Genomic DNA, 14477 nt, shown 5'->3' with positions numbered 1-14477 from the left:
GGAATCCATGTCCGATTTCACCAAAAATTTTGGCCGGGACAGTGTTCAACCGGTTTCGATGGATGGGAGAAGCATGGGGTTCTTTGCCACGTTTTCCTTGTGGATCGGGGCCAATGTCGTGGTAACGACGGTCTATACCGGCATGCTTTTGGTTCCTGCTCTGGATTATCCAACCGCGATCATGGTGATCCTTTTGGGCTCCCTGATTGGCGCCGTTCCACTGATTCTCATGGGCAACATCGGCACGAGAACCGGTCTTCCCACCATGATCGTAACCAAAGGTGCTTTCGGCGACAGGGGAGCGGTGTTGCCATCCGCCGTCAATGCCATCATCCTGATCGGGTGGACATGGATTCAGGCGTATATGGCAGGATTAAGCTTGGATCATGCGGTGACCTACTTGACGGGGTACAGCAACATCAACCTGTTTACCGTGGTGACGGAGATCGCTGTGGTGGCGATCACGATTTATGGTCATCGGGGAATCGAATCGACGGAAAAGGTGGTGGCAACCTTGATGATCCTATTGTCCGTGATCGTCTTCGGTTATCTGTTCACCGCCTTTGATTTTGGAAAGCTGATTCATATGGCGGCCGAAAAAAATTCGAACATGACAGCAATGGTGGCATTTGATATCGTGGTGGCGACGGCTTTTTCCTGGATGCCGACCGTTTGTGATTACAACCGGAATTGCGTTTCCGAAAAAACGGGAATGATGGGAACCTATCTGGGATACAATCTTGCCACTTTGATCGCCATGGGGTTGGGGGCAACGGTATCCGGTTTTTCTCTCATGGAAAACATGACCCAAACCTATGATCCCGTAGACTTGATCGGCCGGAGTCATCCGGTTCTGGGTTTTGTCGCGGCCATTGTGATTTTCCTGTCCGTATTGTCGACGAACGTGATGGCACTCTACAGTGCAACCATGTCTTATTTGGCCATTTTCCCCCGGCACCGTTTCTGGGTGCCTGCATTGGTGATGGGGATCATCAGTATTGTCGGGGCGCTCTTGAAAAGTTGGTTGTTGGAACATTTCCAAAACTTCCTGCTGATGATCGGAACGCTCTTCATCCCCGTCGTTGCCATCGTTTTGGTTGATTACTATCTTTTCAAACGAATGCACTATGACGGGGAGGAGATCGTCACGGGGCAAAACAAAACGTACTGGTATTTCAGGGGTGTGAATCCAAGGGCATATGCAGCGTATGTGGCGGGGGCGGTTTTTGCCTACTGTTTCTCTTATATTCACACACTGCCAACAGGTGCCACCATACTGACTTTCATCATCACCGCATTGGTATATGGGGCGTTAATGAAATTTTCCGTACAGGAAAGAAGGCTGTCCGGTATGACCAAGGCGAACAACCTTCAAGGCAGATTTTCCAGATGAATGCTGCGGCCGGTGTCTACCGGCTTTTTATGATGTAACTGTTCGTGACTGGCCCCACACAGCTGAAGTACCAAAGGCACTCCCTTTGGTCGCCGTAGGCTTCTCGCTTCATCTGGCGTGGCAACCACATCCACGATGGCTTCGTCCAGGCCTGGGTGATTTTCGGATCGAGTTTTCGCTCGTATAATAGTTTTAAGTGTTTTGAAACCAAAGATTGTCCTCAGGGATCACGAGTGGGATAAGCTGATTTCCGTTTATGTTCATTCACAGAGCTGCTTGAAAAGTTGTATTGGGTGTGTTGAATTCCAAAGTCGATAGATAAGGAATGGTATGATGAAAAGGGTCACCTTTCATAATTCCCGAAATCTCACGCTGGCAGGAAATCTTTATTCATCTTCTGCCAAATCCATCATAATCATGTGTCATGGCTTTACTTCGGATAAATCGTCCCGAGGCAGGTTTGATCAACTCGCAAATTCCTTTCAGCGGTCAGGGTATAGTGTCCTGGTTTTTGATTTCAGCGGTTGCGGTGAAAGTGACGATGATCGACTGACACTGGCCAAATGGGTGGATGATCTGCGTTCCGCCATTTCATTTGTAACATCCATGGGATATGCCAGGATTGCCCTCTATGGAAATAGTTTGGGGAGTACCGTTTGCTTACAATGTTACACACCTCAGATTTCGACGATGGTGTTGACAGGCGCCTTAACAGGCCCGATGAAATATGATTGGGATGAATATTTTACAAAAGAGCAAATGCAAGAGTTAAGAGAAAAAGGCCATATCACCGTACGGAGGGGAAACAGAAGCGTCATGGTTGACCGGCAAATGCTCTTGGATTTTGAGTTGATCAACCAGGAGAAATTGCGAAAAATGTACACTGCCCGGTATTGATCATTCACGGTAATGCCGATGAAGAGGAAAGGGCTTTGTGCGAGTTGACGAAACGGGGCATGAAGTGGTTGTCCCCTGACTCCAAGTTGGAGATCATTGACGGGGCGAAGCATGGTTTGATGGAGCATTGGTCGATCGTGGAGAAGCTGGCGACAGATTGGTTTTTCAAGCATTTTCCGGTTTAACCATGCTCATTCGTGAAAACGATTTTGTCGAAAAGCCCCAAGATAACCAGACGCAGTGGAGATTCACAGTCTATCAATGTCGAGTAGAGAGTGGACCTTCAACAGATCACAAACCCGAAAGTATATGGGATTCGACCGGTATGTTTCATTTGATCCATTCAACTGACCGTGTCAACGGTTTCTTTTTTTAACGTGGCACATTTTACGGTCGATCCGGAAGCCTGATAGGCTCAAACGGTCTTTTTAGGAATCGATGGACGTGTAATTGAAATTTGATCTCATCACACCAAGGACTACACACGATAATGCCCTTTCAAAATGGAAATTAAAAAAATAGGTTAAAATTCGTATTTCCAGATTCTTAAAATCGTAGTATGATATTTATGATCAGTATTTTATAGGAGGGGGATACAGAGGCATGGCGGATCTCGATCTGATTAAGATCGGTGAAGTGATTCGGAAAGTTCGCAAAAGCAGGGGACTTCGCTTGGAGGATTTGGCGGATCAAAAGATCTCCTCAGCCACTGTCAGCAACATAGAGCGGGGCGTTCCCCATGTCGGCTCGGAGAAAGTGATGTATCTGCTGGACAAGCTTGGCATCACTCTGGATCAGATTCCAGAGATATTGGAAGAGGAAAACGAAAAACTGGAGGAATTGCTCAATCAGCTGATGGCGGTTGAGTCCAAACTCAATATCATCGATAACCAGAAGTTGTTGAATCAGCTTCATGATCTTCCCATCGACGACCAGCACAAGTTGGCGGCCTACCGCCACTATCTGATGGGGCGATGCTATTTCAACCTGAAAGATTTGAAACGTGCGGAACGATCTTTCTATAATGCCATTCGTCTGGCGGGACTCTCATCTTTCAATAAGGTGAACAATATTGAAGCGCTCAGTTTCAACGAGTTGGGGATTTGCAGCTTTTACCAGAATGATTTGGAGCAAGCCATACAATACACGGAAAACGCATTGGAAACCGTAGACGGGGATTCTTGGATCAAATACAAGTTTGCATGTAACAAAGCCGCTTATCTTGAAAAACTGGGGCGGATTGGGGAAACGATGAAGATTGTTCAGGAGTTGTGGCATCATATCGAAAAAATGGACATAGATACTGCTTTGAATCTGTATGACATTCGAACCAATGTGTTCAGAAAATCTAAAATGTTTCGGGAGGCGATCCAATGCGCCAAGGAAGGGATTGAAAAAGCACGCCTCACTGATAAAAGGGATCGTCTGTTTGAGCTGTGGACAGCTTTAGGCAGTGTATACCTTTCCATACAGGATTGGAACAAGGCAGAAACCTGTTTACTGACTGCCGTGGAAATAGGAGAAACAATCGAGCTGCATCGAGTACTTATCAGTGCATATACAAAATTGGGAATTTTGTATACACGCCTTCAAAAAGAAAAGGAAGCAGAGGAAAGTTTAAACAGGGCGATCCAATTGGGGAAAGATACAAATAATGCGATCCCCTTGACCTATGCTTACTTAATGATGGGTGATCTCGATCAGTGTCGCGGAAATATACTTGGATCAACTGATTTTTACAAAAAAGCTCTGGAATTATCTCGAAAGATTCGAAATAAAAATCTGGAATACAAAGCCCTGTTCCGCCTTGCCAAACTAAAAAAAGGTGACAGCAGAGAGGAATTCCTCTCCGTTTTGGAAAATATGTATGAAGTAGCTGCCACCATTTCAGAGGAAAGCAAGGAGGAAGAAAGTGATGAGATTTTGTAAAATTATCTTTGTTTTAGCATTTCTAGCTGTCTTAGCGTATGGACTTCCGGAACAACCCACTTTTTATACAACAAACGTCTCCATTTTTGGTGAACCTAGCCACGGCTGATTTCTTACAGGAGGGCAACCTCCTTTTTTGATTTTTAAGGAAGTGTTGGTTCCCATGGTAACTTTCTCCCTTTTGGGCCACATGAATTATGGGGATACGATACGAAGGCGGTGTACAGTTCCATTTGATGTTTGAGCGCATGACCTGTTCCATTTCGTCCAAATGCTTTATAATGAAATTGACTTCTCGTGGTGAATGAGCGAGCGAGAAGCCCACCGGCCACAAGGGAGTGCCTCTGGTACCTTAACCGTGTGGAGCAAACCGCAAGGGGTCCACATGATGATCAGGTTTGGTTATGGGATGCGAAAATCGAAAAAAACCGGTAACGCCAAGCGCGTTACCGGTTTTTTTGTTTGTTTCCCGCCAGCAACTTTCCTGTATACGGACCAATTTTTTCACAAACGCCATGAATGGAGGGAAAAACATGAAACCCCATCTTGCGGCAGGACTTTCCATCATCAGTAACACAGCCATCGTTTTGCTGAAAGTCGTGACCGGCATCATCACCGGATCGGTCGCCATATTATCCGAGGCGATACACTCTTCTCTCGATCTCATCGCTTCTCTCATCGCCTATGTTTCTGTTCGTATGTCCAATAAGCCGCCGGATCGGGATCATCCATTCGGGCACGGCAAATTTGAAAATATCTCCGGGACCATCGAAACCCTGCTGATCGTAGTCGCGGGGATTTGGGTTATCTTGGAATCCGGAGGAAAATTGCTGTCCCCCGAACCGATTCACCTGCCCATCGTCGGGGTCGCCGTGATGTTGACCGGAGCCATGATCAATTGGATCGTGGGTCGTATCGTCAAGCGGGTGGGTGAGGAGAGCAAATCGGTTGCCATGCGGTCCAATGCGCTGCATCTTTTGACGGACGTCTACTCATCCGTGGGTGTCGCAGTCGGTCTGCTCGCGGTGAGCCTGACCGACTTGTATATACTGGATCCCCTGATCGGGATCGCGATCGCACTGTTTATCATGAGGGAAGCGGTTCAGCTGGGGAAAGAATCATTTTTGCCCCTGTTGGATGTCCGGCTGGAACCGGAAGAAGAGGAACGCATCCGTGAGATTCTGCAATCCTTTTCCGATGAATATCTGGAGTATCATGCGCTTCGGACCCGCAGGTCCGGTCCGGAAGAACATATTGATCTGCACCTGGTTGTGTCGTCTCATATGCCGGTGGCGGATGCCCACGACCTGTGTGACCGGATCGAGGGAGAAATCCGAAAAGCGTTTCCCCAAGCGCATGTTTTGATCCACATCGAACCGGAATATGAAAGAGAGCGCTAGAGAAGTTTTTCGAGCCCTTCAAGGATTTTTCATCCAAATAAGAAATGGACATGAAATGATTGGAAGGCTGGTCCGCTTCCTCCCGTTTTCCGCTACACTAATGGGAGAGAGGAGGCGAAGCGCGTGAACATTGAGATGCTGATCGACCGCATGCGCAGGGAGAAGGAGTGGCAAGCCTGCGTCACCCATTGGGAGGTGATCCCGGCGCGGGAAGCCCGTTATGCACCATTTCCGGACAAGCTTCATCCGGATCTGATCCGCTTGTTGCAGGGGCGGGGGATCACGCAACTGTACACGCACCAGGCCACCGCGGTGGAGGCGGCGCTCAGTGGGGAGCACATCGTGACGGTGACTCCGACGGCGTCGGGGAAAACTTTGTGCTACAACCTGCCGGTGCTGCACACGATACTGGAAGACCCGTCCGCGCGAGCGCTGTACATATTTCCGACCAAAGCGCTGGCCTACGATCAGATGACGGAGTTGAACCGGTGGATCGAACGGTTGGGACGGGATATCAAGGGATATACATACGACGGGGACACGCCGCCCACCGCACGGCAGACGATCCGCCAGGCCGGGCATATCGTGGTGACCAACCCGGACATGTTGCATCAGGCGATTTTGCCGCACCATACCAAATGGGTGAAGCTGTTTGAAAACCTGCGGTATGTCGTGATTGACGAGTTGCACGCGTACCGGGGGGTGTTCGGCAGCCATTTCGCCAATGTGTTGCGCCGATTGAGGCGCATTTGCCGTCATTACGGGTCGAATCCGCAGTTTCTCTGTTCTTCGGCCACCATCGCCAACCCGCGGGAGTTTGCGGAAAAACTGACGGGTACAGCGGTCCGGGTGGTGGACAATAACGGGGCACCGTCAGGCGAGAAGCATTTCGTCTTTTACAATCCGCCGGTAGTGAATGCGTCGCTTGGCATCCGCAAAAGCAGTTTGTTGGAGGCGCGCAATCTGGCGGAACGATTGATCAAAAACGACATCCAGACCATCGTGTTTGCCCGTTCACGCGTACGGGTGGAGTTGTTGCTCACCTATCTGCAACAGGCGATGCCGAAGAAAAACATCCGCGGGTACCGCGGCGGCTACCTGCCCAATCAACGGCGGGAGATCGAGCGGGGGCTGCGGGAAGGCGAAATCCGCGGCGTGGTCAGCACCAATGCGTTGGAGCTGGGGATCGACATCGGCCAGCTGGAGGCGTGTGTGATGTGCGGGTATCCGGGGACGATCGCCAGCACGTGGCAGCAGGCGGGGCGGGCGGGACGGCGGCACGGAAAGTCGTTGACGTTTCTCGTCGCCTCATCCGGCCCGTTGGATCAGTACATCATCCAGCACCCGGAATATTTTTTGCGTCAGACGCCGGAACATGCCTTGATTCACCCGGACAACCTGATCATCCTCGTCAATCACATCAAATGCGCCGCGTATGAACTGCCGTTTGAACGCGGGGAACAGTTCGGTGTCGCCGGAACAGAGGAGATCTTGAATTTCCTGTCGGAAGAGGGCATCCTCCATGAGAGTGGCGGGCGCTGGTACTGGATGGACCAATCCTTCCCGGCGACGGAGATCAGCTTGCGTTCAGCAGCACAGGAAAACTTCGTCATCATCGACATCTCCGTGACGGGAAAACACCGCGTGATCGGTGAAGTGGACCGATTCAGCGCGCCGATGTTGCTGCACGAGGAAGCGATCTACCTGCACGAGGGCATCCAGTACCAGGTGGAGAAATTGGACTATGAAGAGAAAAAGGCGTATGTCCGGCAAGTAAACGTCGATTACTACACCGATGCCAATCTGGCCGTGCAGTTGCGCGTCTTGGACGTGGACCGCGAGGAGACAGTGACGGGTGGTACCCGCAGTGTGGGCGAGGTGACGGTAAACGTCCTGGTGACCATTTTCAAAAAGATCAAGATGGGAACACACGAGAATATCGGATCGGGGCCGGTTCGTCTGCCGGAAGAGGAGATGCACACGACAGCGTATTGGTTGACGGTGGATCATCCCGCGTTGCAGGCATGGAAACAGGACGATCTGCAATCGGGGCTGGTCGGATTGAGCCATGTGCTCTCTCATCTGGCACCGCTGTATCTGATGTGCGATCCGAAAGATTTGGGTGTGGTGACACAGGTGAAAGCGGTGCATTCCAAAAAACCGACCATTTTTCTGTATGACAAATATCCGGGCGGGGTTGGCTTGAGCGACAAACTCTACGATCTGCACGAGACATTGTTGCACCTGGCGCGGGAACACGTGGCAAGTTGCCGGTGCGAAACGGGTTGTCCCTCCTGTGTCGGTCCTGCGGAGGAAGTCGGGGTGCAAGGAAAGCGCAAGACGCTGGAGTTGCTGGAATTGATGTTGGATCAGTCCGCTGCGGGAAGTCTCTTTTCTCGCTGATCAAGGAGCGGGAGGATAAGGTTCACCCGTATAAACGCATGGATTCGTTGTAAGCAAACGTTTCGCGATTGGACGAGCCGGGCCGCGTTCGATAAAATAAAATTGGTCAGTAACTTTACAACGGGAAGGAGACTCACCATGGCTGAGTTGAAGGGGAAAGTGGCCATTGTCACCGGAGCCAGCAGTGGAATCGGGGAAGCGACTGCACTGGAGTTGGCCCGTGCGGGGGCCGATGTTGTACTGGCTGCCCGCCGGACGGATCGACTGGAGAAGTTGGCTGCCACGATCGAGCGGGAAACGGCTGCGCAATCTCTGGTCGTGCCCACCGACGTGACGAAACGGTCCGACGTGGAGCAGTTGGTGGAAAAAACGAAAGGACGGTTCGGCCGGGTGGATATTCTGGTCAACAACGCCGGGGTCATGCTGTTGTCCTACCTGAAAAACGACCATGTGGACGAGTGGGAGCGCATGGTGGACGTCAACATCAAAGGGGTACTGTTCGGCGTCCATGCCGTGATGCCGACAATGTTGGAGCAAGGAAGCGGTCATATCGTCAACGTCTCTTCGGTGGCCGGACACGAGATCTTCCCTTCTGCAGCCGTGTACTGTGCGACCAAATTCGCGGTGCGTGCTTTTTCTGAAGGGATCGAGAAGGAATTGTCCCGGTTGGGCATCCGCGTGACCAACATCTCGCCGGGTGCGGTGGCAACCGAATTGACTCAGCACATCACCGATCAGGAAGTGCGGGATACGTTCCTCAAAGGAAGCAAAGATATGGTGTTCCTGGATGCCGCCGATATCGCCGCCGCCGTCGTTTACGCGGTATCCCAGCCGGAGCATGTCAACGTCAATGAAGTCATCGTCCGTCCTGTACAAAAACGGGGGTAAAACAGAAACCGAAACCATATGCATATCTCGGAACGGGAGCTTGCTTCCACAAATTGCACCACCAGTGTGGAGCAACGGCGAAAGCGGCTCCCGTGTTGTTTTTTCGTCAGCCTGCAAAGTGACCGCTTTTTTACTGCCGGTTGCCGATATATGCCGAGATATGCCACAGGATGAGCCTTCACCTATCTCAAGACCTTCATAAGTTTCGATTTCGCAGTGAAATATTAAGATTCCAATTGAACCCTGTTATTCCCAAATTTTTGGTTAGAAGATAGGCCTTATCGGGCAAAGTGTCTGCTTTCAAGGGGAGAGATGGGTATTATTTTTTTGTACTAGCGTTAAATAGTATGAATGTCGTGGGTTGATTTTTACCGGGTGGACAGCTAGGATAAGAGTGCTGTCCTCTGTTCATTCGGAGAATGCTATTTCTTGTCGGATATGGCGCGAAAAGGAGGGAACGAAATGAGCAAAACGAGCGAAAACACTCAGTATTACGAGCGTTTTCAGGTAGAAGACGTTTTGTCCTTTTTTTCCGGCCGCTTGGTGCTGGCCAAATCGCGGTCAGGAACACAAGTGTTTTTGCAGGACATCGCCATCGACAGACCTTTGCCGCCGGGATCAAAGGAAATGTTGCTCCAATTGCGGCACCCTCACTTGGCTCCCATATTGGATGTGATGGAGGAAAAAAACCGGGTGGTGCTCGTCCATCCGCCGTTGGTGGGTGATCCCCTGCCACTGGTGGTGACAAAAGAGCAGCCGATGTCTCCGCTGCAAGCGGTACGTGTGTTCGAACGGTTGCTCAAGACGAAGCGGGATTTGAATCGATTGCCTCTCCCCATCGATACGACGCTCGATCCGCGTAATGTGTGCATGGTGGAAGAACAACCGATGTTGTTGTTTTACGGTATCAATCGCTTCGGTGAAACAGGAAAAGACGAGAAATGGCGTTCCCTCCTGTATTTTTTGTTGACCGGCCATCAGTGGCATCCCGAAATGAATGCGGCTGAGACGGGAGAAGCGTTGCGAAAAGTGCCCCAGCCCGTCCGCCAGTTGGCATTGGATTGTTTGGAAGGGACATCCTCGATGAGCGATGCGATCAAACGGTCGCGCCAGTTGCTGTTGCAAGCGAAGATGAAAAAATCGTTCCGCTTTCGTCGCCGTTACTGGTACCGGGCGCTGACGGCGGCGACCGTTGTAGTGGGGGGCCTGTTGGGAATGCTGGCGGTTGGTTCGAAGATCAACCCGTCTCATGTGCTCCAACAGTGGATGGAACGCGAACCTGTGGCCTCATCGGATCACACAGGTACACAGGTGGGTGTAGCCAGTGCGACACAGTCCCGTCAACCGAATGTCGGAACCCGTGTGTCCACCATTCCGTTAACAGGGGGAAGCGAATCAGTGTATCGGTGGCCGCAACCGGTACAGGGTCCGACACATCTGTCGGGGGAATTGCAACAAAAAGCGAACCAACCCCTTACCATCGCGCTGACCCAAGAGGGGCAGGGTCCAATGTTCGGCGTACAGGTGGACGGTGAAGGCCGGATCAATCTGGTGATGACCAAATCAGGCAAATCCTATACCCTTTCGCGATCCGATGAGGAATTTCGCGTGCTGCCCAATCGGACTTATTTATGGCATTTCTATTACATGCCGGAAGAGCCCTTGCGGTTCGCGATCGGGGAAAAAGGAAAAAGTGCCCGATGGTTGGCGGCCGGAGTCGTTCCGCCGGAGTCGGTCTACGCGTTGACATTCCGGGGTGGACAGGCCACGAAGTTGAACAACGTGGAAACGGCAACAGGTTCTGCGGCCAGTTCTGCCGCAGGCGAGTGGATGCAGGGTCACCCGTGGGATTTGGTTTACGGGAAAGGTGTCTTGGAACCCAAGCGGCTTCACTTGAACTCAACCGCGCAAGTGAAATTGGGGCGTTCGGGCACGTTTTCCTTTCTCAGGCCGTCCGGTAATCTCGGAGATCCATTGCAATTGGAGATGGACAATGCGGACGGTCATCGGTTCCGCTTTGTCCTGACACGCACCGATCGGATGGTGTTGTACCGACTGGATGAGGAAATCAAGAAGGTGGCTGACCGTCCGTTGGGCTGGAAGTGGCAACCGGATCAGGAAACGTCGGTGGCCGTTTCGGGGGATTCCAATGTGTTAAACATTCGCGTAAAGCAATCCGGGAATGAAGGAACGATCGGATATACGCACTCCGTTCCCGTCTCGTTGGAAGAGTTGGACTTGATCAACCATGAAGCGATCGACTTATTGGTTTTGCCATAAGCGAGGTTCTCCATCGGGACCGTTTTCCCGTTTCGCTTTCATCGAAGGCGATCAAACGGGAAAGCGGTCCCGTTCTCATCATCGGTGATTGTGGAAATGCCTGCCCCTTTCCACTACAATGAAGGTAAAAACCGATGCCGAAGATGGATAAAATGGAGTGTTACCCCATGCGAACCCTGCGCGACCGATTGCGTGCGTATCACGGCGGCACGAAAAAAGAATCTCCCTCTGCGGACCCAACGCCCATCCCGGAAAAAGCACCATTGGGATTTGTGTGGCGGGAAAACGCACAAGGCCGGTATCTGTTTCGGCGCCGCACTTTTTCTCTGGAAAAACGGGTGGGACCCTATCCGCTGGACTCGTTGACCGGCGAGATGCTTTCCACATTCGCCCGCTTGACGGAGGGATCGGATCATCCGGTGGAACCACAGGAAATCCTGTTTTTCGACACAGAGACGACAGGTTTGGGTACGGGTGCCGGTACATACGTGTTTTTGTACGGTCTGGGGTATTATCGGGACAGCACATTGGTGGTGGAGCATTATTTTCTGCCGGATATCTCACAGGAAAGGGCGTTGTTGCAGGATTTCGCCGAGGCGGTTCGGCCGTTCCGCGTGTTGGTCACCTATAACGGCAAAGGGTTTGACTGGGGACTGGTGGAGACGCGGTACGATTTCCACCGGATGCCTGACCGTTCTTCTTTACCGGCTTGGCGGCACTGGGATTTGCTGTATCCTGCACGCCGCTTGTGGCGTCATGGTTTGCCGAGTTGTCGTTTGAGCGAGGTGGAGGCGAAATGTTTGGCGATTCGACGGCAGGGTGATGTACCGGGTCGTTTGGCTCCAGCTCTGTACTTCGATTATTTGCGCCATCATGATCTGACACAGTTGGACGGGGTGTTTCGCCATAATGAGCAGGATCTGATGACACTGGTGGGATTGCTGGCTCATCTGTGTCATCTGATACACGGCGAAGTGGAGGGATCCCCCGAAGAACGGCTGGCGATCGGACGTTGGTGGATCGCTGCGGGAAAAGACACTGAAGCGGAAGCATGGCTGGTTCCGCTTTCCCGGGAAAATGGATTGCCCCTTTCGTTACGCCGGGAAGCACGACGGTTGCTGAGTGTGATTTGGAAACGGGGCGGGGAGTGGGAAACCGTAGTGCCACATTGGAAGCGTTGGTTGGAGGACGACCCATGGTCCGTCTATTGCTGGATCGAACTGGCCAAATACTACGAACATCAGGTGCGGGACTTTGAACAAGCGCTGCAGATGACGCAGAAGGCGTTGGAAGTGCTTGGAACGAAAAGGCTGCTGGGAAGAGCGTTTTCCCGAGAATGGCGATATGAATGGGAGGATGCGCGAAAGCGGGAACGCAGATTATTGAAGAAACTGGCCAATCGACACCATGTGGGTCAATTGGATTTGGGGATCTGAATCGAAAACGGGATCGGGGACCCGTTTTTTTTTTATTGATTTTTGTTGTAAAGCATTCTACGATAAGTATATGAATTATAATTTTAGATATTTAAATTTACAATAATTGTATTTTAAGGGGGGAATGGGTTGTTTTCGGCTGACGCTTCACAAAAAAATTATCTCGTTCGGTTTTGCATCGAAGATGTGATCACGCTTTCATCCGGTCAGCTCCTGATGGCCAGAGCGTTGGACGGCTCACGGTATTTTCTCCAGGAAATCCAGTTGCGTCGCGCATTGCCCCCGGGGTTTGATATGGTACTTCGTCACTTGGATCATCCCCATCTGCCGAAGATTGTTGATGTGTTGGAAGAGGCCGATTCAGTGGTGTTGGTCCATCCCCCGTTGACGGGCGAACCATTGTCCTTGCTTGTGAATGAAAAAACCGTGATGCATCCGATGAAATCATTGGAAATATTTAAAAAATTACTTCGGACTTTGCTCGATCTCAACCAGTTGCCGTTGCCCCTGGGAACCACCTTGGATCCTCGCAATATCATCATGGATGGGGATCATCCCTATCTCCTGTTCGTTCATTTCAAGCATTTCAGTCCATACCAGGAAGACGAACAGTGGCGTGATTTGCTGTTTTTTTTGCTGACAGGAGAAAGGCCGGTTCGAAATGGATTTGAAAAACAGTGGGAACGTGTGAAGCACCGGATTCCCCCGGAGATGCAATCCCTGGTACGGGAATGTTTTGACAGGGAGAAAAGGGTTGCGGAAATTTTATCCAAAGCATCAAATATTCAGTGGGAAAGACCCCGTATTCAGACCAAGCGCACTTCCAAGCGGGTGGTTTTCTCCGCAGCTATGGCCGCTGTATTGGTCTTTGGCGCGATTGTGGGGTATCAGGTGGCCACGCAGGCCTCACTGCAGAAGAAGCCGTTGGATCAGACTGCCATCGCACAACAGGGGCAGAATGTGGATCAACCTTTTTCCGCCATGCGGTTTGACGGAAGCGGCTCGTTTCACCCCGTCAATTTCAAGGCGACCGACGGTGCTTGGATCCGTTTTCATGTGAGTGTCCCGGAAAATGGTTGGCCATTGGTCGTCCGGTTGGGTCCCGCTCCGGATGCCCCGACCATTACCGTCCAAAAAGAGGAGGAGTCGTTGTTCTGGGAGGTGTGGGAGCCGGGTGAAACCGGCACCTACGAAGCACAGATGGAGATCCTGTTGCTGCCGCGGCAGCCCGTTCGGTTTGCGCTGTCCGATCCGAAAGGGGGATGGAAGTGGATGGCGGCCGCCCCGTCCATTGATTCAGTTCCTGGCGAAGTGAATCTGTCGGGAGGCGATGGGGTGAGCATAACGGAGGGCGTCGTTCGCTCCTTGGCACGGACTGGGGAAGTGGCTGCTTCCTGGAACGGAGGTCATCCCTGGTCGTTGGTGCAAGGAGAAGCCCTGATCAAGGAAGGAGAGTGGACACTGGGAGCCGGCAGTGTGGCCGCTGTCCAGCCGGATGTGCCGGTTTCACTGACGTTCCGTCCGCGCTCCAACCAGCAAGCACAGTTGATCATGGAATGGGAGCGGAAACAGGGTGATCCGTTGCGTTTGGTGGTGAAGTCAGACGGGATGACACTGTTCCGTATGGGAAGGAAACCGGTTCCGTTGCAGAAGCAACCGTTTGAGCAAAGGTTGCGCTCGGATCGTAATACCATCGTGTCCGTTTCCGTTGACGACGGGTTGGCTGTTCATTTGAAACAGGGCAGAAATACGGCTACACTGGCCCACACACTTCCTTCCGATCAACTGTCGTCTGCGAAAATCAGTGCCATCAGACAAACCGTGTTGACCCAAACACAATAGGACCATCAC

General features: G+C 51.6%; 10 protein-coding genes. All 10 read left to right on the top strand.

Annotation, left to right across the window (positions count from 1 at the left end; genetic code table 11):
* Positions 1 to 7 precede the first annotated feature (7 nt).
* The 10 genes from JQC72_RS10270 (at position 8) to JQC72_RS10225 (ending at position 14468) form a co-directional block, all read left to right on the top strand.
* Positions 8 to 1393 carry a purine-cytosine permease family protein gene (locus JQC72_RS10270; protein ID WP_205495263.1) on the top strand — a complete coding sequence of 462 codons (1386 nt, stop codon included), beginning with the start codon at positions 8 to 10 and terminating at the stop codon, positions 1391 to 1393.
* 333 nt (positions 1394 to 1726) lie between these two features.
* The gene (locus tag JQC72_RS10265; protein WP_205495261.1) at positions 1727 to 2290 is read left to right on the top strand and encodes an alpha/beta hydrolase; all 564 of its coding nucleotides are present in this window, start codon (positions 1727 to 1729) and stop codon (positions 2288 to 2290) included.
* Between the two features lie 35 nt (positions 2291 to 2325).
* Positions 2326 to 2475: a hypothetical protein gene (locus tag JQC72_RS10260; protein WP_205495259.1), complete on the top strand. Its 150-nt coding sequence runs from the start codon at positions 2326 to 2328 to the stop codon at positions 2473 to 2475.
* Positions 2476 to 2893: 418 nt separating this feature from the next.
* Positions 2894 to 4219, top strand: a complete 1326-nt coding sequence (locus JQC72_RS10255) for a helix-turn-helix domain-containing protein (RefSeq protein ID WP_302104683.1) — start codon at positions 2894 to 2896, stop codon at positions 4217 to 4219.
* 533 nt (positions 4220 to 4752) lie between these two features.
* A complete protein-coding gene (locus tag JQC72_RS10250) occupies positions 4753 to 5619 on the top strand; it encodes a cation diffusion facilitator family transporter (protein ID WP_205495256.1) in 867 nt (288 codons plus the stop codon).
* Between the two features lie 135 nt (positions 5620 to 5754).
* Positions 5755 to 8022, top strand: coding sequence for a DEAD/DEAH box helicase (locus tag JQC72_RS10245; RefSeq protein WP_205495403.1), 2268 nt, complete (start codon positions 5755 to 5757; stop codon positions 8020 to 8022).
* Positions 8023 to 8160: 138 nt separating this feature from the next.
* Positions 8161 to 8910: an SDR family oxidoreductase gene (locus JQC72_RS10240; protein ID WP_205495255.1), complete on the top strand. Its 750-nt coding sequence runs from the start codon at positions 8161 to 8163 to the stop codon at positions 8908 to 8910.
* Positions 8911 to 9372: 462 nt separating this feature from the next.
* The gene (locus JQC72_RS10235) at positions 9373 to 11190 is read left to right on the top strand and encodes a serine/threonine-protein kinase (RefSeq protein WP_205495254.1); all 1818 of its coding nucleotides are present in this window, start codon (positions 9373 to 9375) and stop codon (positions 11188 to 11190) included.
* A 167-nt stretch (positions 11191 to 11357) separates the two neighbouring features.
* Positions 11358 to 12626, top strand: a complete 1269-nt coding sequence (locus JQC72_RS10230) for a ribonuclease H-like domain-containing protein (RefSeq protein ID WP_205495253.1) — start codon at positions 11358 to 11360, stop codon at positions 12624 to 12626.
* 129 nt (positions 12627 to 12755) lie between these two features.
* Complete coding sequence (locus tag JQC72_RS10225) at positions 12756 to 14468, top strand: serine/threonine-protein kinase (RefSeq protein WP_205495252.1); 1713 nt, start codon at positions 12756 to 12758, stop codon at positions 14466 to 14468.
* Positions 14469 to 14477 lie beyond the last annotated feature (9 nt).

The organism is Polycladomyces zharkentensis (assembly GCF_016938855.1).
In the GTDB taxonomy this organism is placed as follows: domain Bacteria; phylum Bacillota; class Bacilli; order Thermoactinomycetales; family JIR-001; genus Polycladomyces; species Polycladomyces zharkentensis.
The sequence above is the reverse complement of the archived record's forward strand: the minus strand, read 5'-3'. Positions and strand labels throughout refer to the sequence as shown.

Coding starts and splice junctions, on each gene's coding strand:
- JQC72_RS10270 (WP_205495263.1), top strand. CDS start 8: ATGTCCGATTTCACCAAAAATTTTGGCCGGGACAGTGTTCAACCGGTT.
- JQC72_RS10265 (WP_205495261.1), top strand. CDS start 1,727: ATGAAAAGGGTCACCTTTCATAATTCCCGAAATCTCACGCTGGCAGGA.
- JQC72_RS10255 (WP_302104683.1), top strand. CDS start 2,894: ATGGCGGATCTCGATCTGATTAAGATCGGTGAAGTGATTCGGAAAGTT.
- JQC72_RS10250 (WP_205495256.1), top strand. CDS start 4,753: ATGAAACCCCATCTTGCGGCAGGACTTTCCATCATCAGTAACACAGCC.
- JQC72_RS10245 (WP_205495403.1), top strand. CDS start 5,755: ATGCTGATCGACCGCATGCGCAGGGAGAAGGAGTGGCAAGCCTGCGTC.
- JQC72_RS10240 (WP_205495255.1), top strand. CDS start 8,161: ATGGCTGAGTTGAAGGGGAAAGTGGCCATTGTCACCGGAGCCAGCAGT.
- JQC72_RS10235 (WP_205495254.1), top strand. CDS start 9,373: ATGAGCAAAACGAGCGAAAACACTCAGTATTACGAGCGTTTTCAGGTA.
- JQC72_RS10230 (WP_205495253.1), top strand. CDS start 11,358: ATGCGAACCCTGCGCGACCGATTGCGTGCGTATCACGGCGGCACGAAA.